Genomic DNA, 22,136 nt, shown 5'->3' with positions numbered 1-22,136 from the left:
GAGACTTATAATGAAAAACTTTAAATTCTCACTGATTGCCCTTGCCATGATAGGGACCACTTCCGCTGCTATGCAGGCGACAGCTGCGCCAATGCTGCCAGGCATTGAGCAGGCCAGCACCATGGAAGACATTCAGACAGCCAATGCCTGGGTGGAAGTCGACAAGGCAGCGTTTGAGTCAAACATTGCGCATCTGCAAAACCATGTTGGCAGCAACACCGACATCTGTGCCGTCATGAAGGCCGATGCGTACGGCAACGGTATTGCCAATCTGCTGCCTTCTGTGATGCAAAGTGGCATTCCTTGTGTAGGGATCACCAGTAACGCGGAAGCCCGCCTGGTCCGTGAGATGGGCTTTAACGGCCGCCTGATGCGCCTGCGTGCGGCGACACCTTCTGAAATCGAAACCGCCGTTGACCTCCAGCTTGAAGAGTTAATCGGCACCAAACAGCAAGCCAAGATCATCGCCCGCATTGCGCGCCAGCACGGCACAGTGATCCCGGTCCATCTGGCGCTGAACTCTGCCAGCATGGGTCGTAACGGCCTGGAAATGCGCACCAAACACGGCAAGAAAGAAGCCAGAAAGATTGTTAATACCCGACATCTGCAGATAGTGGGCATCATGACCCACTTCCCGACCGAAGATCTGGAAGAAATCCGTGCCGGTCTGCAGCAGTTCAAGCAAGACAGCCAGTGGATCATCAAGCACACGGATCTGGAACGTGATGATGTCCTGCTGCACGTGGCCAACTCTTTCACCACTCTGATGGTGCCGGAAGCTCAGCTGGACATGGTTCGTACCGGCGGCGCCCTGTACGGTGATACAACGCCTAATTTCCCTGAGTACAAACGCATAGTGTCGTTCAAAACCCAGGTCGCGTCCGTCCACCGCCTGCCGGCAGGCTCAACCATAGGTTACAGCAAGACGGAAACCCTGCAGCGCGATTCTGTGCTGGCCAACCTGCCGATTGGCTATTCGGATGCCTTCCCTCGCTCGCTGAGCCGTGTCGGTGAAGTGCTGATCAAAGGTCAGCGTGCCAAAGTGCTGGGTTCAACCTCGATGAACACCACTATGGTCGACATCACAGATATCAAAGGCGTGAAACCTGGCGAGGAAGTGGTGCTGTTCGGCCGTCAGGGCCGCGACGAAATCACCATTGGCGAAACGGAAGACCATTCAGGCCGCATCCTGTCTGAAATCTATACCCTGTGGGGCACGTCCAACCCGAAAGTGCTGAAATAATTCAGCTCTCCCCTGAGGCCTTTCCCCCTTGGCCTCAGGGGAGTTTTCCAGCCCGCTTATCTGCAGCCTTCCCCATATTGAGTAATTTTTCTTCTCGTCACCATTAAAAGAGATCATGGTCCAACCTCTCGATTCTTGGTCACTTTCAGGGCATATTCTGCGTCCGTTTTACCGAGCAGAAATTCTAAGGTTGCCAGCCCCTTTGCTCGGATTCCTCCAGCTTTTTGACGAGAACACGATGAAAATTGGCATTTTGTCCCAGAACGCAAACCTGTATTCCACCCGACGCCTGCGCGAAGCCTGCGAACAACGGGGCCATGAAGCCGTGGTCATTAACGCCCTGCGCTGCTACATGAATATCAATTCGGTGCAACCTTCCATTCATTTTGAAGGTCATGATGTGGTCGGTATTGATGCCATCATTCCGCGCATCGGGGCCGACATTACTTTTTACGGCTGTTCTGTGCTGCGTCAGTTTGAAATGATGAATGTCTTTTCCATCAACCAGTCGATTGCGATTTCGCGTTCGCGGGACAAACTGCGCTCCCTGCAGTTGCTGAGCCGCAAAGGCGTCGGTATGCCGATCACCGGTTTTGCCAGCAAACCTGACGATGTCAAAGATCTGATCAAAATGGTCGGCGGGACGCCTGTGGTGATCAAACTGCTGGAAGGCACACAAGGTATAGGTGTGGTGCTGGCAGAAACCCAGAAAGCCGCTGAAAGTGTGATTGAAGCTTTCATGGGCCTGAAAGCCAACATCATGATTCAGGAATACATTGCAGAAGCCGGCGGTGCCGATATCCGCTGCTTCGTACTAGGTGACAAAGTGATCGCGTCAATGAAGCGCCAGGCCGCCGAGGGAGAATTCCGCTCCAACCTGCATCGCGGCGGCAGTGCCTCGCTAGTGCGTATTACTCCGGAAGAGCGCCGCACCGCCGTCGCGGCGGCAAAAGCCATGGGGCTGAATGTGGCAGGTGTTGACCTGCTGCGCTCCAACCGCGGGCCGCTGATCATGGAAGTGAACTCTTCCCCGGGCCTGGAAGGGATTGAGCATGCCACCGGCAAAGACATTGCCGGCATGATTGTTGAGTACATTGAAAAACACGCTAAGAAGAAGCGTCGTCATCAGGATCAGTAATTCCCCCCAAGGCTGCGTGTTTACCTCACGCAGCCTGTACAGCAATTCGATTAAAGTTCAGCAAAATCCTGACCAGATCCAGCCCGCAGAATAAGCCGCATCACAAACAACCATAAGTCACTGTTTTTATAAGATAAAGAATCATGTGCAGCTTTTCCGGCAATTTTCACAATGAACCTTGACGGATGATTTGTCAGAAATAAACAGCCAGCCCCGGACAAACGACAAATAAAACATCATTCCGTACAGCGCTTACCACAAAAAAACACCTTATTGGTGTACACTTTAAAACAGTGAATCAATCGCCATCAGAAAAACACCCAAATAACTGAAATTAAAAACAAATTTCATCTGTACAGCTTTTCCGGCTTTTTTCCAGGTGAACTGATTTTTTCTCAGGCTCAACATGAGTTAATAAGGAAAAACGAAAGGATCTGTTGCTGAGCAAACCATACAGCTTTCTGCGGAAGCATCAGCACTTTGCTGTACGCATTGATTACCAACATTCTCAAACATCAAAAAAACAGAACTAAACCACTGATTTTAAACAAAATAAATTCAGCGTGCATCTTTTCAGGCTTTTATCCGGATGAACCTGAGATCGGCTTTCACCCTGTCTCCTCAGAGCTGCTCAAGAAATGCGGCTTTTGCTGTCGCAGCCGTTTTATTCGCAACCGACAATTTCTTAATGGAATTACTGACATGGAAGTTCACGGTTCGTTCGCTGATCCCCAACAAGATTGCAATTTCTTTAGACGATTTACCTTCACTGCACCAGCGCAGGATATTTTTCTCTCTGAGGGTTAATACATCTTTGATCGCATCATCTTCCTCTGACATCAGCGTATCCCGAAGCGCTTTATGGGTCAGTTGCGACAGCCAAAGAAACAAAGTTTCCACAGGGAGCTGAGAGGTCACCTCTGCCGGCGCTTTACCAGCAAATGTCAGCACGCCCAGTCGCCCATAACAATCTCTGGCAGACTGCGTCCAACCCTGTGCTATCCCGAGTGCGACCAATGTTTGCCAAAGTTCTTCATGCTGAAGATAAAAATCAGCATCCCACTGAAACAACAATGTCGAATGCTGCGCCTGCTCAATGACCGGATCCTGCAAGTACACCCGAGTCTGCTTGTATTGATTTACAAAGGTGTCAGGAAGGTTGGTCTCCATCTGCATCTTCGGATTGCTGAGGGGATAACCTGAAAAAATGGTGTAGGCAAAATATCGAAAACCGAGTTGCTGTGCACAATGTGCCAGCGTTTCCAGAAACGCGGCCTGATCCTCCACCTCCGCTTGTAGTTTTGCCATGATCTCTTCTGTTTTCACTTCCATGTAAGACTCCCGGGTTGGTTTGAATACTGCTCTGAACATCACAGATGCTGGCGCACTAAAAAATAAAAGCATCAAGTTGCATAATTAATGCCCGAACTCGACGGACCGGTCAAGTGAAATACGGGCGGCCTTTGGCCAGAAGGGAGGGAAAATCAAGCAGAGCATTGAGGTAAAGAGAAAAAAATCACCCCGGACAGACAAAACTGCCGGGGTGATTTCATGGGGGAACAGGGAGCTCGCTAGGAAACAGTGGATTTTGTCTGCTGCGCCTGACGCAACTGGTGAACCCAGTCCTGCTGGTACTCAAACACCGCCGTTTCAGCCACTTGCCGGCCCTGTTTCACGATCGCTTTCACAGCCTGAATCGCCTGCGGGGATTTTCCGGCTATCTGCTCAGCAAGTTGCACCGCAGCCTGCAATGCATCCGATTCGCACAAGCGGGATACAACACCATGAATATGAGCTTCCTCGGCCGTGATCACTTGACCGCTCAGTAACCAGTCCATGGCAATAAACGGGGATATCCGCAAAGGCAACCGGGCACATCCGCCCTGCGCTGCCACCAGGCCCAGGCCGGTTTCCGGAAAGCTGAATCGCGCGCTTCGGCTGGCAACAATCAAGTCACAGGCCAGTGCCATTTCAAACCAACCGCCGTAAGCCACACCATCGACGGCAGCAATGAGCACTTTGCTCAGCTGTGCATGGATCAGTCCGGCAAAGCCGTTCGGTTCAACAACCGGTAATTCTCCCTGCCGGAATGCCTGAATGTCCATTCCGGCAGAAAAACAGCCTGGCTGCCCCGCCAGCACAACGACCCGGATGTGCTGGTCTGCTTCACAGTCATCCAGATGCTGCTGAATCTCACGGGCCATCGCCAGATTCATGGCATTTTTCTTATCCGGGCGGTTCAGTTGAATCACAGCGATCTCCGGCCGTGGCCGGGTCAGTACAACCAAGGATTCAGGATTCATAAACAGGCTGCTCCTCGTGAAAATAGCGGACAGCAATCAAAATCGCCGCAATCCCCAGTGGCAGTGACAGCAAAGGCAGGTATTCCACCGGCCAGAGATACAGAGACACCCCGCCCATCATGCCTCCGGCAGCAATCCCGGCATACAGGACGGAACTGTTCAGTGAGACAGTCAGCGCCCCGAAACGCTCCGACAGTGACAACAGATGATGCTGGATGGGTACCAGATACATCCAACCGGTGATCCCCCAAACCAGGAAAATCCCGATCACAGACCATGGTGATGTCAGGTTGAAAGACAGCAGGAACAAAGACAGCGTCTGGATCGTCACCGCCACCAGCAGTACAAACTTGCTGCCCAGCGTATCTGTCATCACACCGGAGATAAAGTTACCAATCACGGCGCCAACCCCGAAAATCAACAGTGCTACGGGCAAAATAGCGTTTCCGGCCAGCACAGTATCCTGCAGCAGTACACTGACATAGCTGTAAACAATGTGCTCAGAGCAAACTGCGAAAAAGGTGACCAGTAATGTTGTAAGGACTGCTTTCTGACGCAGTGGTGCCAGTCGCTCCTGCAGTGAATGTTTGCCCGGAGGCGCGAAATCCTGCAATAACAGGGTGAGGCCGAAAAATGAAATCCCCCCCAGGACCGCTATCATCAGAAAGATTTCACGCCAGCCGATGAACTGTGCCAGAAAAGTCCCCAATGGTATTCCCAAGGCAATCGCCAGGGTCATGCCACCGTAAACCACTGAAATAGCTATGCCTTTGCGATTTTCCGGAACAAGCTGTGCAGCGGCCGCAGCCGCCTGCGGGGTAAAGGAGGCAGCGCCGAGTGCAGCGAGAACCCTCCCCGCGGAGACAACGAAGTAGCTCGTTGCAAACGCGCACATCATGTTTCCAAGAATAAAGAGCAGCAATGCAATCTGCAGGATATTCTTCCGGTTCAGATTTCCCATCAGCCAGGCACTGAGCGGCGCGAACACCATATAACTCAAACCAAAGATAGTGATGAGCTGACCGGTTTGAGACGCACTGGTAGAAAAGCTGTCTGAGATTTCAGACAGCACACCAGCAACGATGAAAGCATCGGTTCCGATAGCGAAGGTCCCCGTTGCCATCAGGCACAGGGCCAGCCGGTAACCGTGATTCTGTGGTGAACTCATTCAGTCCTCCCAGAATCCACTTGCTGCCAGACCTCTGTCAGAGCCACGAGGAAATGATCGACATCTTTGATCGTATGCGCTGCTGTCGGCGTGACCCGCAAACGTTCGGTTCCGGCGGGCACTGTCGGCGCATTCACGGGCTGAACGTAGATCTGATGCTGGTCCAGCAGCATTTTACTGATGGCTTTATTCTTAAACGGGTCACCCACGTGGATGGCCAGAATATGGCTGTCTTCTGAAACCAGCGGGATCCGGGCATCCCGCAATCCGGCTTTCAGATGCTCAATAATCGCCAGCAGATGCTTGCGCTGCATATCATTTTCCATGGTGTACCGGAAGCTTGCCAAAGCCCCGGCAACCACAGGAGCCGGTGATGAAGTACTGAACACAAAGGCGGGTGCCCAGCTGCGAATTCCTTCAACCACCGAACGGGGAGCCGCAATATAACCGCCTGCTGAACCATAAGATTTCCCAAATCCGCCCTGGATAATGGTGATCCGATCCAGTAATCCTTTGGCCTCTGCGTACCCCAGCCCCTGCGCACCATAGATTCCTGCAGCGTGAATTTCATCCAGATAAGTCATGGCGTTGTATTGCTCAGCCAGTTCGACCATCGCCTCAATCGGGGCAAAATCTCCGTCCATGGAATACAGAGATTCAAAAGCAATCAGCTTGGGACGTTCAGGATCAGCTTCTGCCAGTAATTCAGCTAAATGTGCCACATCATTGTGCCGGAAGATTTTCTTCTCAGCCTTCCCGTGCCGAATACCATAAATCATCGATGCGTGGTTCAGCTCATCGGAATAAACAATCAGATTTGGAATCACGTTGCACAAGGTCGACAGAGTGGCATCATTCGCACCAAAACCTGTCGTGAACAGCAGCGCTGCTTCTTTGTGATAAGCGTCAGCCAGCAGGTGTTCCAGCTCGGTATGATAAACCGAAGTCCCAGAAATACTGCGCGCACCGCAAGTCCCCAGTCCCACCCGGTTCAGGGCATCCGTCGCAGCCAGCAGGACCTTCGGATGGTGACTCATCGCCAGATAATCATTGGAGCACCAAACGTTGATCCGCTGATCCCCTGCCGGCGTGTGATTCACCACCCAGGGTTTATCAACCACGCTCCGCTCAAGATTCAAATACTCCCGGAAACGGCCCAGTTTTTTGGTTTCTTCGAGTTTTTGTTCCAGAATTCGTAATACGTCCATCTTAATGTTGCTCCTGTTCAATTCCTTTCATCACCAGAGAAACGCCCTGGCCAACCCCGACACACATTGTCACTAATGCTGTTCGCAACTGACGTTCTGACAGCTCTATGGCGGCACTGAGTACCAACCGTGCCCCGGACATTCCGAGCGGATGTCCCAGCGCAATGGCGCCGCCATTCGGATTGACGCGCGGATCATCCGCGTCGATCTGCCAGACTTTCAGTGCCGCCAGTACCTGCGCGGCAAACGCTTCATTCACCTCAATGACATCAAAGTCATTGAGGGTATAACCGGTTTTTTGCAGCAGTTTTTCCGTTGAAGCCACAGGGCCAATTCCCATCACGGACGGCGCAACACCGGCCACGGCACTCTCAGCAATTTCAGCAATGGGCTTGAGTTGATGGCGCTTCACATACCGACCGGAGGCAATCAGCAAAACGGCTGCACCGTCATTGATTCCGGAAGCATTCCCTGCAGTCACGGTGCCGTCTGCCAGAAATGCAGGCTTCAGCCGACTCAGTTTGTCCAGCGGCGTCAGCCGGGGAAATTCATCTTGCTCAATTACCACCTGATTTTTTCGGTCCAGCCGGACTGTAAGCGGCGTGATCTCTTTCGCCAGCCTGCCAACGCCGATCGCCTGTTTTGCCTTTTGCTGCGATGCCAGCGCAAAGCGGTCCTGTGCTTCTCGGGTGATCCCATAGTCTCTGGCCACGTTTTCCGCCGTGATCCCCAACGCATCACAGCCGTAGGACTCAGCCAGATGCGGATTGACGAAACGCCAGCCCAGCGTGGTATCGAACAACTGCACGCCCTTATCAAATGCCTGCTCGCTTTTGCTGAGCACGAGCGGTGCACGGCTCATACTCTCCACCCCGCCCGCCAGCACAACGTCGCAGTCTCCGGCCTTAATTTTGGTGGCTGCATAAATCACCGCATCCAGTCCGGAGGCACACAGCCGGTTTAAAGTAATGGCAGGAACAGACTGATCCAGTCCGGATAACAGGCTCGCCATCCGGGCAATGTTCCGATTATCTTCTCCGGCCTGATTGGCGCATCCCAGCACCACTTCATCAATATCGCTGGCCATGCCCGGATGTTTCGTGACTAAAGCTTTGATAACTTCAGACGCCAGATCATCCGGCCGGGTCTGCGCCAGTGAGCCGCCGTAGCTGCCAATGGCTGAGCGGGTACCATCCACCACATATACATGATTGTCATTGATCATCTGCTTGATCCTCAGGAAGCCATCGCAGCCGACAACGGCGCAAAATGGAGATAACTGTAGTGCGGGGTGTACCGCGAAGTATTGAGTAGCGCGGCCATCTGGCTGAGCGTTTGAATCACCGGCCCTTCTCCCAGCCATTGCAGCCAGGTGAAAATCCCTTTGGCATAATTCACTCCATCAACCGAAGCCAGTTCAATATCCTGCCGGGTACAGATACCGCTTTCTGTCATCAGAATCGATTCATGGATCAGGCTGCAAAGCACCCGGGCAACAATCAGCGCCGGGGAATCCTTAATCAGGACGACTTTTGGGAAAAGGTATTGCATGAGCATCAGAAAAAGTTCCCTGTGCTCAGCACGGACACCTTTGTTATGCGCAGCCACCAGATAATCAGAGACGGAATAATCCAGTGCCCAGTCGATCACAAACGTATCCATTCCATGAACCCGAGCCAGCGATTCCGCCGTTCTCCCGTCGGTCACGCTGATGACAAAAGACTCATTAACACAAATCAGGGCTGGTCCCTGAGCCTCTGTGTGTTCAATCCGAATCGCATCACTGCGAGTGGTCAGCATGGTTTTCAGGTAATCCGCAAAGGCGTGCTGACCTGAAATCTGTATCGACACCGGCGCCGTGAATGCCTTGGCTGCAAGGCTGTCCGATCTCTCCTCATCGCTTGCTGACTGAAAATAGGAGTGGCCATTCTTGCGCCCAAGCAAACCGGCATCCACCAGCGATAGCTGCAGATGACCGGGGGTATACCGGGCATCAAACTGCATCGCCTTCCAGATCTGCCGGCTCACCTCATAATTCACGTCCTGCCCGATAAAGTCAGTCAGTTCCAGCGGCCCCATCCTGAACTGACCGCCCGCCTTCAGCGCTTTATCAATTTGCTGGGCAGTTGCAACGCCTTCCTCCAGTAAACGAAAGCCTTCCAGATAGAAAGGACGTGCCATCCGGTTCACAATAAATCCCGGAGTCGCCTGACAAATCACCGAACGCTTGTCCACCTGATCAAGTAATGCCTGACAAGCTTGTGTCGTCGCTGGGGAGGAAAAAAAGGAAGGTATAATTTCAACCAGCTTCATGATGTGCGCCGGATTGAAGAAATGCAGGCCGATAAATCTTACTTTATGCTTCAGCGCTGCGGACAGTTTATTGAGTGATAATGAGGACGTATTGGTTGCAATGATACAATCGGTACTGACATTTTGTTCAATGGCTGCAAGTATATCGGCTTTGAGCGATTCATCTTCTGCAATGCTTTCTATGACAATGTCAGAATTCGCCAGCGTCTCCATGCGTGTCGTGTATTGAATCTTTGATTGAATTTGCTCCGCTTCCTGCTGCGTGATTTTTCCTTTGCTTTCTCTTCTCTTTAAATCCTCGGCAATATAGGTCGCTGCCGATTTCAAGGTTTCTTCTTTCCGGTTATACAGGACGACCTGTATCTGATGCATTGCAAATAAATAAGCAATGCTTCGTCCCATCGTTCCGGCCCCAACCACTGCCAACTGTTTGATAGACATAACACTCTCTTAAAAAATAGATTTAGATGAAACCAAATATTTCAAAGCAGAATTAAGTTAAACGTCTGTATCAGGTCTTTCAATTGGCAGAAATGACAGGTTTACGGCTGGAATCATGCCCCATATACTGACTGATCGTCGTCAGACTTAAACGAAAGAAAAAAGGCCCGCAATTGCGAGCCTCAGCTGATTTTCGGTGCAAATTCGCGCTATTTCACAGCAGGTGCAGCACGTAGTTGTATCCGGTACCCTCCAGCCGGGTCCGGTTCGAAATCGACAACGTTCTGAATCGCATCCAGCGTATCTTCTTCATGATGGGTCACATACAGCAACTGACTCAGCCCCGCTGAGGCAATCCGGTTGAGGGCCTGATACACCAGCTTGCGATTGAGATAATCCAGCCCCTGATACGGCTCATCCAATATCAGCAAAGCCGGTTGTTTGATCAGAGCACGGCCAATCAGCAGCAATCTTTGCTGACCATAGTCGAGTTCCCGGAAACTGACTTTTTCAAACTCCGCCATTTCAAGCAGCCCCAGCCATTCACGGGCCAGCAGCACTTCGCGCTTGCTCGGCTGCTGATACAAGCCGATGCAGCAGTACATCCAGCGCCGGACAACCGACGCGGTATTGCAGGTGCAAGGCCGAAGACACCACACCGATATGTTTTTTCACGTCCCAGATAGTTTCGCCACTGCCGCGCTTCATACCCAGCACGGTCACATCGTTGCTGTAGCACTGCGGATGATCGCCCAGCACCAGTCCCAGCAAAGTACTTTTCCCGCACCCGTTCGGGCCGCGGACCTGCCAGTGCTGGCCTTGCTCGATCTGCCAGTTCACCCCGGAAAAAATCCTGGCGCCTACGTATTCCACTCTGGCATCCCGCATTGAGACCAGGGGGTTGGGGTAATCATGCGCCGCCTGATGGGCTTGTAACAAGGCCAGCATGGCGTCACTTTTTTGCCCGGACAAAGCTTTCATCTGCGCCATCACAGGGTGCGACAGCCAGGCGTCACGGCTGAGCACCTGCGACAGTTGCTTCTCGTCAAACAGAGCGACATGGCTGATAAAAGGCGGCAACTCATCTTCCCGCGAAGTCACTATCAGTAGTTGCATACGTTGCGACAGCTCATCGAGCAACTGTGACAAAGCCTGGCGGTGCTGGATATCCAGCCCGGCATAGGGCTCATCTAAAATCAGCAGCGCTGGCTTGGTTGCCAGCGCGCGTGCCAGCATCACCCTGCGGGTCTCACCCGTAGATAACTGGCGAAATCCCCGCTGTCTGAGCCTGATAAGATCCGTCTTTGCCAGCAGCGCCTCCAGCTCCGCTGTGCTGCACCCGGCTTCCAGCACCAGGGCTTCAACCGTGGTGCCGTAGTCAATGCTGTCGGAAAAATCGGTCTCATCTTTGTCCAGTTCCAGATCGAGCAACCTTTGCTGTTCGTGCAATGAAATACAGGCAACAGGGTGCGGCAGATCCTGGATCTGGCCTTGGTCCGGCGTCAGCTCGCCACTGAAAATTCTGACCAGCAGCGAAGCGGCATGACTGTGGGTGGAAAATATTCCCCAGTGCTGGCCCGGTTCAATGTGCCAGCTTTCGATATACAGTGATGCCGACTCGGTGTAGTGTTTTAAATCCTGAATATGCATATCAACTTTCCTTAGTCTCACATTCCTCCATAGTGCATAACTTATTGGCTGATTTCTATGCGTTCCTGACTATTAAGACAATAAAAAAGCCGACGTTTGCACGTCAGCCTGAAATTCTCACATTCTGATTTCTCACACCAGGGCGGGACTCGGCGGAGATGCCACCATAGTTTTCAGATTGCTGAACAGCTCGAACAGGGTATTCACTTCCCCCACATGGGCCTGATCCGGGCTCATCCCCAGCTGCAACCTGACCACCCGGCTTTTGCCCTTGGTCAGATCCACCGGCACCAAGTCACCGCACGCCAACTGCTCTTTAATGCTATGGACAGGTAACCAGCCGAATCCCAGTCCCTGCCCGACCGACGCCATCGCAGCCGTCAGGCTGCTGACCGTCAGCCGCTGGTGAGATCCCAGCCAGCCGCTGTCCACGTTCTGATTGCCTGAATCACGGATCACGACCTGGCGATAACGTTTGAGCTCCGGCTGAAACACCTGGGTTTCAGTGGCCAGCGGAAAAGACGGGGCGCAGACGCAAAGCAATTCGATCTCAGCCAGGGGCTCCAGCACGGTTTCTTTGGGCAGACGGCCGGCAATCGCCAGCGACACGCTGCCCGATTCCATCAACTGCCCGGCACCGGATAACGAGGTTTCAAAAACCCGTATCGACACCGTTGGATAGGCCTGATAAAAGCGTTCAAACACGCTCTGAATAAAATCGAACGGCAGCAGAACATCGACAGCCACATTGATTTCTGTCATCAGCTGACCCTGGTATTTCGAGGCCAGCGCTTCAATCTGGGTTGCATTGTTATGTAAACTTTGTGCCCGCGGCAACAGGCTGTGCCCCAGATCCGTTAAGGTCGATTTTCTGCCTTCAACGATAAACAGTGAATGCCCCAGTAAGGACTCCATTTTCTTGATGCTGTGACACACAGCCGACTGGCTTTTATTCAGTTTCTGGGCCGCTTTCATCGCGCTGCCCTGCTCGGCAATCGCAATAAAAGCCCGCCACATTTCTAAGGTTACGCGCGCTGACATGATTGGTATCCCTCTAACCCACTCACTCTCATTATGTTTTTTTATTTGCTGAACGTTTGCTGACCATTGACTGAAAGCTGAGTTATAGTGCAACTTAATGATTAGCAACACAATGAATAAAAATGAAATTGTGAACTCGATCTATGCAGCTACGGCATCTGCTGTCGGCCTGCCATAGAACAACAACACATGGAAGGGAGAAAACATGACTATTGAGTATCAGCTTGACCAACGTGGCTGTGCCCACATCCAGCTTAGCCGCGAGCAGGTGCACAATGCGCTGAACGAACAGGTGATCGCCGATCTGATCAGCCTGATCGGCCGGGCCCATCAGGAACAGGCGAAAGCCATTTTGTTATCCGGTCGCGGCAAACATTTTTCAGCCGGTGCCGATCTCGCCTGGATGAAATCGATGGCCAATAACTCGCGGGAAGCAAATCTGGCGGACTCCGCGCAGCTCGCGGCACTGATGAGCACACTCAATAGCGCCCGAATGCCGGTGATCACTGTGGTTCAGGGGGCAGCCTACGGCGGCGCACTGGGACTGATCGCCTGCAGCGACATTGTAATTGCAGCCCGCAATGCCGCTTTCTGCCTCAGCGAAGTGAAGCTGGGCCTTATTCCGGCGGTGATCAGTCCCTATGTGATCAGGGCGATGGGAGAATCTCAGGCCCGTCGCTATTTTCTGACCGCCGAAGTGTTTGATGCTGAGGATGCCCTGCGTCTGGGCCTGGTTCACCAAATCAGCGATGAACCGGAACAGCTGGCTGAGCAGATGCTGACGCAGATCCTGAAGAATTCGCCTCAGGCATTGATAGCGGCCAAACAGTTAATTTCAGATGTTTCCGGCCGTTCGATTGATGCAGAGCTGATTGCGGATACCGCGCAGCGCATTGCCGATATTCGCGTTTCTGAGGAAGGGCAGGAGGGGCTGGCCGCCTTTTTTGACAAGCGGCCGCCATCCTGGGTCAGTTAAGATTACTGGCTGAGTTTCTTGGCCAGCTTAGCCACATGCTGGCCTTGGAATTGGGCCATCGACAGTTCCTTGGACGAAGGCTGACGCGAGCCGTCACCGCCTGCGATACAGGCCGCACCCAGCGGAGAGCCGCCTTTGACTTCCGACAGATCCGTCAGCTCAGAGGCCGTGTAAGGCAAGCCCACCACTACCATGCCATGGTGAAACAAAGTGGTATGGAATGACTGCAAAGTGGTTTCATTGCCGCCGCCGGTTCCGGTTGAGGTAAACACGCTGCCGACTTTGCCAACCAGTTTCTTCTCAAACCATAACCCACCGGTCTGGTCGAGGAAGTTACGCATCTGAGCCGCCATGTTACCGAAGCGGGTCGGCGTACCAAAGATAATGGCATCGTAATTGGCCAGCTCGCCAGGCGCGGCAATCGGAGCCTGCTGATCCAGCTGAATACCGGATTGACGGGCAATCTCTTCCGGCACCAGCTCAGGGACGCGCTTAATATCAACCTGCACATCACTGACACTCTTGGCCCCTTCCGCCACAGCGTGCGCCATTGTTTCAACATGTCCATAACTTGAATAATAGAGAACCAGTACTTTTGTCGTCATTGTGTTATCTCACTTAAATGTAATTAGAAATCTGTCATGTTTTCCGGTTAGCCGGACGTCATCTGGTGTTATTGCAAAAACAGCTGCTCGATTTGTTCGTTGGTCAGGGTGTCGGTCACCACATGCTCGCCGTTGACAATCAGGCTTGGAATACTGCGCAGGTTAAACTCTCTGGCACGATTGAGATCGGCTTCTACCGCCTGGCGAACTTCATCGCTGTCCAGCGCTTTAGTAAAGGCCGCCGTATCCAGGCCGATATTGCCCGCCGCGGCGATGATGACTTCACGGTCGCCAATGTTATCGTTCACTTTCAGGTGCAGACGCTGGATTTCATCGAAGTAATCCCAGTGAGTGTCAGAATTGCCAAGCAACTCAGCCGCTTTGGCGCCCAGTGCCGCCAGATAACCGCTCGGGTAAGAAAATGGCTGAGCACGCATGCCTTCAATATTAAAACGGGTCGGATCATCCGCTCTTTGCTGACAGGCGACCCAGTGGTTGAGGATTTCAGATTTGGCCGCCGCCAGAGAGCCAAAACGCTGTACCATTTCCTCATCATTACGTTGCAGGACAAAGCAGCGTTGTTTGACTTCGACATCGGCACGTTCGACCAGCTTGCGCAGCCGTGGGCTTAGGACATAACACCAGCCGCAGACTGCATCATGAAAAAATTCAATCGTTACTTTAGACATAGCTTTGTTTCCTTTGGGTTATTTTGCTAACTGTTCTCTAAAGCCTGGCCAGGCATTGCTTGCTGTTCGTTAAGCTCGAAACTGATATTAGGAGCCCCCGCCTGATAAAAAAATTGAAAAGAGTGGCGCATTGATATCGAATTAATTCAAACAACACCTCAAGTGTTTGATTTTTAATGCCTTTAAGATGAGCTTTGACAGTGGCGAGCGCGGAAAAAGAATGCAAAAAAAGCGCTAACCTTGCTTGCGGGCCGAGAAAAGCAGCGCTCAGCAGCCCGGCCACTATGCCGGTTCCGCTCCGTTGCCTGCGCTTTCCCGGCAGACAGCGAAAGGGTACAGACAGCCAAAGTAAATAAGCACACAGGTGGGAAGAGAGCCAAAGCGGATAAATGAACAGACGGACAAACGAACAGCCGTTCAGAACGGAAAAGGGACGGCAGGATAGATCGGAGCAAACAAGCTTTCGGGCTGGCGCTGCGACTTATTGCGGCCCAGCCCGGAGGGATAGTCAAAAACGGTACGCCAGACAGGCCACCACAGCGGGATCCGCATCATGACTTGTCAATAAACTGCCAGCGGGCCAGTCGGGTGTCTTTGAGCTGACAGGACTGCAGCGACAGCGCCCGCCAGCGATGCAGCGGGGATGAGGTCTGATCGGATTGCTCCCCCACCGCAAGGCACAACTCAGAGCCTGTCAGCCGGACTTCCCCGTCGTCGCTCCACTGAAATTTCTGCAGCGGCTGCGCCTGTAAGAAATCGGAATGTTCGCCGCAATCTCGCGCCATCAGTGCGGTGCCCGGCAGGGCCTGAGTATGGGGCGCAATGGCGGTGAGGCACTTTTTATAGGCCGGCAGAAAGATTTCACCGCTTTTGAGCAACGACATGGCCTGATCTCTGTACAAACCGTTTTTGCAGTTATGGGCGATCAAAGGCAGATCCAGCCGCTCATAAGGGCTGTAGCCAATCACATCCAGGCAAAAGCCGTCTTTCGGCCTGTCCAGCGGATCGATCAGCTGAATCACGCCAATGGAGGGCGATGTCAGCGGCGTGGCCTGAGCTGTGGCGATATCTGCGCTGAGAGCCGCCGCCAGTGCGCCGGCCAGTGTGCCCAAAGAAAGCATCCTTTGTGTCATGCTGCCACCTCTGCTGTTGCGGTCAGTGCCTGACGGCGCTTGAACTTGCTGAGCTGAGCCGTGGCTATCAGGCTGCGCGCGCCCGATGCGTTAATTTTGTAAGCCTCACAGTGGCTGAACAGCAGGTTGCGGCCATTGCGGGTGATGCGGGCTTCAAATTCTACCGTCTCGCCGCGCTTGGTCGCTGACATGATATTGGCAGAAAAGTTGTTGGTGATGGCGTACTCCCCGTCCTCCAGGGTAGCGATGGTCGCCAGCATGCTGGTGACATCCATCATGGAGTAGATCACCCCACCGTGCAGGGTCTGGCTCAGGTTATCTATCTGTTCCGTCACCGTCAGCCGCGTTTTGCAGTACTCAGGGGTCTGCTTGACCACCTCAATGCCGCAGAACTGCTGGTAGTTGTGATTAATTAATGCCTCAGACAACAGCTGAGAATAGGCACTTAATGGTGCCGATTGTGCAGAATAAGTCATGGTTCTTCCTATTTGGTCAGAGAGTGGATCAGTGATTTACCTATGATGTTCTGTAACACTTCCGTGGTACCGCCGCCTAACGAGAGGATTTTGGCGTCGCGAAAGACCCGTTCCGGCAAGTACCCCCTTTCACAGCCCCGGGCGCCGAATATCTGTACCCCAAGGCTGGATACCAGATCCAGGGCACGGGTGGCGTTGACCTTAGTGACACAGGCGGCCTCATCCGTCAGATGCCCTTCTCTCAGCGCGGCCACGCTTTGTGCGACCAGGGCGCTGGTGGCTGAAATCTGCAGTTGCATCTCAGCCAGATGGTGCAATATGGCCTGTTTGTTGTGCAGCGGCGCACCGTGCACCTGGCGTTTGTGGGCAAAAATCAGGCTGTCGTCCAGCAGGCTTCTGGCATCGCTGTTGGCCATCACGGCCAGATTGACCCGCTCCCTTTTCAGCATCATCTTCAGCGTACCAAAGCAAGCCTGACTGCCGGCGATCAAACGGCCTCTGGCCATCTCCAGCCTGACGCTCGACACGTCCAGACATTGCCAGCCCAGAGTGGGAATTCGCTCGCCGGACACAGTGCCGGGTTCCCGCTCGACCAGAAACAGCCCCATCTCCTGCTGGCCTGTTTCACGATCGCCGTACTTGGCCAGCACCACAAAATAGTTCGCACGCAGGCCGCCACAGATATAGCTTTTCTCTCCCGTAATCAGGAACTCATCCTGTTGCGCCGACGGCACCGCCTGGGTGGTGATCGCAGCAATATCCGACCCGGCCTGAGGCTCAGTGATCGCCAGCGAAATGGTCGCGTCGCCATCGAGTACCTGTTCAATCACGGCATCAAACCGGCCATCGTTATGCTGGTGCAGCGCACTTAAGCTCACCAGGTAAGACGCCAGCCCCATGGCCAGGCCCTGGCTGCCGCCGGCGGTCAGGGTTTCCACCAGCGCCACGGCACTGTCGGTATCGCGAAAGAGGCTGTCTTTGTCGCTGTGGCCTAACCGCAGTATCCCTTCGCTGCCCGCCATGCTGTGCAGCTCCTGCGGGTACTCGCCCGCCGCTTCCCATTGCACGATATACGGCTTGATGTAGTGGTCCGCAAAGCGGTTGAGTTCGGTGACAAAAGATTGGTTCATCATCATGTTAAAATGCCGTTGTTCGGGCCAGTTCGTGGAAGCGTCCCATCACCTCGCCGAGACGCTGTTGTTTTTGCACGGTTTCTTTCTGGAAATAAAACAAGTCTGTCAGCTGCTCCATCACCTCGATTAACTGGCAGGAGCGCTGTGCCACCCGGGTCTGATAGCGCTTGAGTGCCGGCTGAATGTCATCAAAACAGCTGCCGTTCAGTGCCTGAGCCAGCATGAAGCAGTTTTCCAGCCCCAGGGTCAGCCCGTAACCCAGCGTCGGTAACATGCCGTGAATACTGTCACCCAGCAGCACACAACGGCCGTTGTACCATTGGTGACCCGGGGTGATGGCGTTGAGCGGCAGGGTCAGTATGTTGTCTTCCCGCGTGTTTTCGATCATCTCCAGCAGCGGCGCCGGCAGCCCTTCCAGGCGCTGCGCCATCTCGTTTCTGTTCAGGGTGGGCTGATCCAGGTCATGCTGGTACGCCACGAACCAGTAACGGAAACGGGTGCTGTTATCGAGCGGGTAAGTCACCAGCCGGGCCTGATCATGGGCAAAAATCTGGCACGCATTCTCTTCCAGAATGTCGCAGTCAAAGCAGGTCACGCCCCGGGAAGCGATCACCCCGGTGTAATGCGGCTGACTGTCGCAGACATATTCCCTGACCTTGGATGAGATACCGTCGGTGCCGACAACCAGATCAAAAGATTCATAGTCACTGTGGTTGATTTCAATTTTTGCCTCTTCGCGGGTATTGATCACCTTGGTACAGGCTGCGCCGTAGCGGATGTCATCCGGGCCCAGCTCCTGTTTGAGCAGATTGAACAAACGCTGACGCTCAAACATCACAGCCGGTGCCGGAAAATCATGCCCCGGCATTTGAACCAGCTGGCGGTGCACTTCTTTACCGTGGCGATCCAACGTCACCAGCGAATCTATCGGCTGCCCTTCGTTGAGAAAGCTGTTGTCATTGAGAATGAAGCGCAGGATCTGTACTCCTTGCGGCCAGACGTAGATCCCTGTGCCTGAATCCCGCGGTTGCTCGCTGCGCTCGAACACAGTGACCTCATGACCGAACTTTTTCAGCAGCAGTGCGCAGGCCAGTCCATTTAATCCCGCGCCGACAATACCGATTTTCATTATGCCGCTTCCTTATACACAGACGGGGTCGATGCCAGGTTGAACTTACGCTGCAAGATACACAGGCTGGTCAGCTCCATCAGCATAGGGTCGAGCAGTGCCAGGCGCTGTGGTGACATTTTTGGCATCTCTGCCAGCAGGCGGCGTACTTTCTTGCTGTCGAAGAAAGGCAGTGCATCCAGGCTGGACGAGTTCAGGGTGTCGTTCACCAGTTCAAACAGCGGCCCCTGCTGCATCAGTGTGGAAGGCGGAGCACGGAAATAATGTTTTTTACGCTTATACAGCTCTTCAGGCAGGTAAGGCTTCATGGCTTCACGGAACACAAACTTTTCGGTATTACCGCGCACTTTCAGATGCACAGGTAAGGTCGCCGCCAGCTCCATCACCCGGTGGTCCAGCAAAGGCACGCGGCCTTCTACGCTGTGGGCCATTTCCATCCGGTCACCCAAGGTGGTCAGCACAAAGTTCGGCAGGAAAGACTTGGCCCACAGATACATAGAGCGGTGTACCGGGTCGATCCCTGCCAGCTTGCGGTGATCGAGCTGATTGAAGAAGATACGGTAGGGTTCGACATCGCCAAATCGCTCTATCTGGCTGTCGGCATAGACGTTCTGCAGCTCTTTGAACCAGCCCGCCTGGTTGTCGAGCCAGGATACCCCGTGCCCCAGCTGCTGCGTCAGCCACTCAACGTCTGCCGGCATACCTTGCTGGGTATAACCCGCCTGATTAGCCTTCATTTTCTGTAAGATGGCCTGAACATCGTCCGGGTTCTGGCCCTGGGTGTTAAACAGCGCCATGTCGCGCTTAAAATGCGGGTAACCGCCAAAGACTTCGTCCGCCCCTTCCCCGGTCAGCACCACTTTGTTACCGGCATCCTGCACTATGCCGCTGAGGATATATTTCGCCACGCCGTGGGCGTTAAAAAACGGGGTCTCGTTATGCCAGACGGCTTTTTCAAAATTATCGGCCAGATCTTTTTGCGTCACAGGCACAGTATGGAAACGGGCACCGTTCTTCTCCGCCGCCAGACGGGCAAACCGGTTTTCGTCGTAATCTTCCATTTCACCAAACGACAGGTTGTAGGCATCAAACGGCTTGCCCGCCAGCTGAGTGGCCATCCCCAGAATAGCCGAAGAATCCACCCCGCCGCTCAGGTATACCCCAATCGGTACGTCCGCTCTCAGGCGCAGTTTCACCGACTCTTCAATCGCATCGTGCACCTGCTGAATGGCATCGGCATCAGACAGGGTACTGGCATTGAGCGTGTCCGCATCCGGGTAGTCGATATCCCAGTAGCACTGCTGGGTCACCCCGGAAGGCGTCAGGGTCATCATGTGCCCGGCCGGTACCGACTGCACATTTTGGAACAGGGTATTATTCTTGAGGTAAAACGCGCGGGTGTTGTAGGACGCCTCATCCCAGACAGCGCGGACACCGGAATCAATAATGGCTTTGATTTCAGAAGCAAAGTAATAGCGGCCCTGATCCTCGGCCACAAACAAAGGTTTCACCCCGGCCCTGTCACGCATCGCAATCACCAGGTTCTGGCGCTGGTCAAACAGCACCAGAGCGAATTCACCCCGCAGTTTTTCCAGCCCTTTGGTGCCGTACAGCTGATACAGGTGCAGCGCGATCTCGCTGTCCGACTGGGTCACGAACTTGCAGCCCTGGCGGATCAGCTCATAGCGGATTTTCTCAAAGTCATAAAATTCGCCATTCACCACAATGTGCAGGGCACCATCCGTGCTGTGGATCGGCTGAATACCGTTATCCAGGCCGATAATACTCAGCCGGGTATGGCCCATAATCATGCGCTGGTCATTAGACTGCCAGACCCGCCCTTCATCAGGGCCGCGGTGAATGATGGATTTAAGACCCTGCTCAATCTGAGCAGGTTTGATCTGATTAAGAGGATTCGCACTATAAACCGTTACAAAGCCGCACATGTTACTCTTCCTTATTAAACAATTAGTGGTATTGATTGGATGTTAAAAGTGGCGGTGCCTGGCCTTAAGCCGCTTTGCTCATTGGCTCGAGCACACGTTCATAGACACGCTTGTTGTCGTGAATCGCGGCCAGCCTGAAGTTCGAGCCGGACGTCGGGTTATAGCGAATGTTGGCCTGATCGTAGTCGCGCAGCTGGTACATATACTGGCAATAAGTGTCGTAGCTGAGCGCGGTGCGCGCAGCCAGCTTTTGCTGATTCGCCAGGGTATTAATGGCGTTGCGGTAATTCTTATTCACCGTGCCCGAGAAGAATTCACCCACCGCGCCGGAGCCGTAGCTGAAGAAGCCGATTGTCTGTCCCGTCAGATCCTGCTCAGCGTTATCAAGCAGAGACAGCAGGCCAATGTAGAGACTGGCGGTATAGGTATTACCAATTTCACGTCCGTATTGCTGGCTGATGCTGTACGCGGCATCGGTTTTATCCGCCATCTGCTCGGGATACTGGGCACTGAGGTGCTCAAAGGCTTTTTTGGCCATCTTAGTAAATGGCTGGTGGAAGCAGAGCCACTCGAGCTGATCCAGAGGCTTGCCGCCGTTGGCCAGATAGCCTTGGTAACTGCTTGCCATCACATTGAGGTAAGCATCTTTCGACAACTCGCCGTCCACCAGGGCATGTTTAAACTGGTTCGGGCGCCAGAAATCCATGATGTCGGCACTGAAACAGCCACGTTCAGCATCAATCTCAATGATGTCCGGGTTAGCCGTAATCAACATGGCCACCGCGCCGGCACCTTGTGTGCACTCACCCGGGGTGTTTTGCTGATAGCGGGCAATGTCGCAGGCCACAACCAGCACTGACTCATCCGGACGGGCACGCACCATGTCGCAAGCCATTTGCAATCCGGCCGTACCGCCGTAACAGGCCTGCTTCACTTCAAAAGCCCGGCAGTTGGGATGAATATCAATCAGTCCCATCAGATAAGCCGCACCCGACTTGGACTGGTCAACACCCGTTTCAGTGGCAAAAATGAGCGTCGAAATGGTTTTCACTTCTTCCGGTGTCATAGTGTTCAGCACATCCTGCGCCGCATTGGCCGCAATCGAGATGGTGTCTTCATCCGGTGTCGGTACAGCCATTTTTGACTGACCTATGCCATGAAGGTATTTAGCAGGATCGATCTGATGGGCTTCGGCCAGCTTTTCCAGCGCAAGATAATTCTCTGTGGTGCTGAATTCGATGCGATTAATACCGACTTTGATTGCCTTGTTCATTGTTACATTCCTTAATTTAAGTAAATAAAGTGATTAATAAATGTCTCATTGCTTGTTGGAATTCATAATAGACAAGGCAGGTAAAAATAAAATTGAAAAAAATATAAAGCTATTAACCAAAAAATTAAAAGATAAACAAATCAAGAAATAAAAACACATAAAACCAATAAGTTACACAAGAGTTAGCCATATAAAAAGAACAAAAATCAAATGAAAACGCCGAGATAAAAAAGTGAAAAAACAGCAAATAAATCATGTTAAATCATACAGC

18 protein-coding genes and 1 pseudogene are annotated in these 22,136 nt (G+C 53.1%); 3 read left to right on the top strand and 16 right to left on the bottom strand.

The annotated features are described in order from the left end of the window. Positions 1–10: 10 nt before the first annotated feature. Both alr and rimK read left to right on the top strand, forming a co-directional pair. A complete protein-coding gene (gene alr / locus P0Y67_RS17090; RefSeq protein ID WP_342392863.1) occupies positions 11–1,243 on the top strand; it encodes an alanine racemase in 1,233 nt (410 codons plus the stop codon). 238 nt (positions 1,244–1,481) lie between these two features. Then, complete coding sequence (gene rimK, locus P0Y67_RS17085; protein WP_342392862.1) at positions 1,482–2,381, top strand: 30S ribosomal protein S6--L-glutamate ligase; 900 nt, start codon at positions 1,482–1,484, stop codon at positions 2,379–2,381. A gap of 621 nt (positions 2,382–3,002) precedes the next feature. Here the strand turns inward: rimK and P0Y67_RS17080 are convergent. From P0Y67_RS17080 to P0Y67_RS17045, 8 genes and pseudogenes are all read right to left on the bottom strand, one after another. Then, positions 3,003–3,713, bottom strand: coding sequence for an autoinducer binding domain-containing protein (locus P0Y67_RS17080; RefSeq protein ID WP_342392861.1), 711 nt, complete (start codon positions 3,711–3,713; stop codon positions 3,003–3,005). Positions 3,714–3,952: 239 nt separating this feature from the next. Next, positions 3,953–4,684, bottom strand: coding sequence for an enoyl-CoA hydratase-related protein (locus tag P0Y67_RS17075; RefSeq protein WP_342392860.1), 732 nt, complete (start codon positions 4,682–4,684; stop codon positions 3,953–3,955). Continuing rightward, a complete protein-coding gene (locus P0Y67_RS17070) occupies positions 4,674–5,852 on the bottom strand; it encodes an MFS transporter (protein WP_342392858.1) in 1,179 nt (392 codons plus the stop codon). The genes P0Y67_RS17075 and P0Y67_RS17070 overlap by 11 nt, the downstream gene beginning before the upstream one ends. Then, on the bottom strand, positions 5,849–7,060 hold the full coding sequence (hemA, locus tag P0Y67_RS17065) for a 5-aminolevulinate synthase (RefSeq protein WP_342392857.1): 1,212 nt from the start codon (positions 7,058–7,060) through the stop codon (positions 5,849–5,851). The genes P0Y67_RS17070 and hemA overlap by 4 nt, the downstream gene beginning before the upstream one ends. Before the next feature lies 1 nt (position 7,061). Continuing rightward, on the bottom strand, positions 7,062–8,285 hold the full coding sequence (locus P0Y67_RS17060) for an acetyl-CoA C-acyltransferase (RefSeq protein ID WP_342392856.1): 1,224 nt from the start codon (positions 8,283–8,285) through the stop codon (positions 7,062–7,064). A gap of 11 nt (positions 8,286–8,296) precedes the next feature. Beyond that, positions 8,297–9,814 (bottom strand): 3-hydroxyacyl-CoA dehydrogenase NAD-binding domain-containing protein, encoded by a 1,518-nt coding sequence (locus P0Y67_RS17055; protein WP_342392855.1) that lies wholly within the window; start codon positions 9,812–9,814, stop codon positions 8,297–8,299. Positions 9,815–10,023: 209 nt separating this feature from the next. After that, positions 10,024–11,464 (bottom strand): annotated as a pseudogene (locus tag P0Y67_RS17050) (ATP-binding cassette domain-containing protein). Positions 11,465–11,596: 132 nt separating this feature from the next. Beyond that, complete coding sequence (locus tag P0Y67_RS17045) at positions 11,597–12,505, bottom strand: LysR family transcriptional regulator (protein WP_342392854.1); 909 nt, start codon at positions 12,503–12,505, stop codon at positions 11,597–11,599. Between the two features lie 205 nt (positions 12,506–12,710). Between P0Y67_RS17045 and P0Y67_RS17040 the strand changes: the two genes are divergently transcribed. Further along, positions 12,711–13,481 carry an enoyl-CoA hydratase-related protein gene (locus P0Y67_RS17040; protein ID WP_342392853.1) on the top strand — a complete coding sequence of 257 codons (771 nt, stop codon included), beginning with the start codon at positions 12,711–12,713 and terminating at the stop codon, positions 13,479–13,481. A 2-nt stretch (positions 13,482–13,483) separates the two neighbouring features. Here P0Y67_RS17040 and wrbA read toward each other — a convergent pair whose 3' ends face one another. From wrbA to P0Y67_RS17000, 8 genes are all read right to left on the bottom strand, one after another. Further along, the gene (gene wrbA, locus P0Y67_RS17035) at positions 13,484–14,086 is read right to left on the bottom strand and encodes an NAD(P)H:quinone oxidoreductase (protein WP_342392852.1); all 603 of its coding nucleotides are present in this window, start codon (positions 14,084–14,086) and stop codon (positions 13,484–13,486) included. A 68-nt stretch (positions 14,087–14,154) separates the two neighbouring features. Further along, the gene (locus tag P0Y67_RS17030) at positions 14,155–14,775 is read right to left on the bottom strand and encodes a DsbA family oxidoreductase (protein WP_342392851.1); all 621 of its coding nucleotides are present in this window, start codon (positions 14,773–14,775) and stop codon (positions 14,155–14,157) included. A 551-nt stretch (positions 14,776–15,326) separates the two neighbouring features. Next, positions 15,327–15,908 (bottom strand): RICIN domain-containing protein, encoded by a 582-nt coding sequence (locus P0Y67_RS17025; RefSeq protein WP_342392850.1) that lies wholly within the window; start codon positions 15,906–15,908, stop codon positions 15,327–15,329. After that, positions 15,905–16,384, bottom strand: a complete 480-nt coding sequence (locus P0Y67_RS17020; RefSeq protein ID WP_051288342.1) for a PaaI family thioesterase — start codon at positions 16,382–16,384, stop codon at positions 15,905–15,907. The genes P0Y67_RS17025 and P0Y67_RS17020 overlap by 4 nt, the downstream gene beginning before the upstream one ends. Before the next feature lie 8 nt (positions 16,385–16,392). Further along, the gene (locus tag P0Y67_RS17015; RefSeq protein ID WP_342392849.1) at positions 16,393–17,520 is read right to left on the bottom strand and encodes an acyl-CoA dehydrogenase family protein; all 1,128 of its coding nucleotides are present in this window, start codon (positions 17,518–17,520) and stop codon (positions 16,393–16,395) included. A gap of 1 nt (position 17,521) precedes the next feature. Then, complete coding sequence (locus P0Y67_RS17010) at positions 17,522–18,646, bottom strand: FAD-dependent oxidoreductase (protein WP_192017326.1); 1,125 nt, start codon at positions 18,644–18,646, stop codon at positions 17,522–17,524. Then, positions 18,646–20,592, bottom strand: a complete 1,947-nt coding sequence (asnB, locus tag P0Y67_RS17005; protein WP_342392848.1) for an asparagine synthase (glutamine-hydrolyzing) — start codon at positions 20,590–20,592, stop codon at positions 18,646–18,648. Before asnB ends, P0Y67_RS17010 begins: the two co-directional genes overlap by 1 nt. Positions 20,593–20,656: 64 nt before the next feature. Then, entirely contained in the window at positions 20,657–21,865 is a 1,209-nt protein-coding gene (locus P0Y67_RS17000) for a hydroxymethylglutaryl-CoA synthase (protein ID WP_342392847.1), read from the bottom strand. Positions 21,866–22,136 lie beyond the last annotated feature (271 nt).

Source organism: Photobacterium sp. SP02 (genome assembly GCF_038519165.1).
Taxonomy (GTDB): Bacteria; Pseudomonadota; Gammaproteobacteria; order Enterobacterales; family Vibrionaceae; genus Photobacterium; species Photobacterium halotolerans.
Note: the sequence above shows the minus strand (reverse complement) of the source record. Positions and strands in the feature narration are given on the sequence as shown.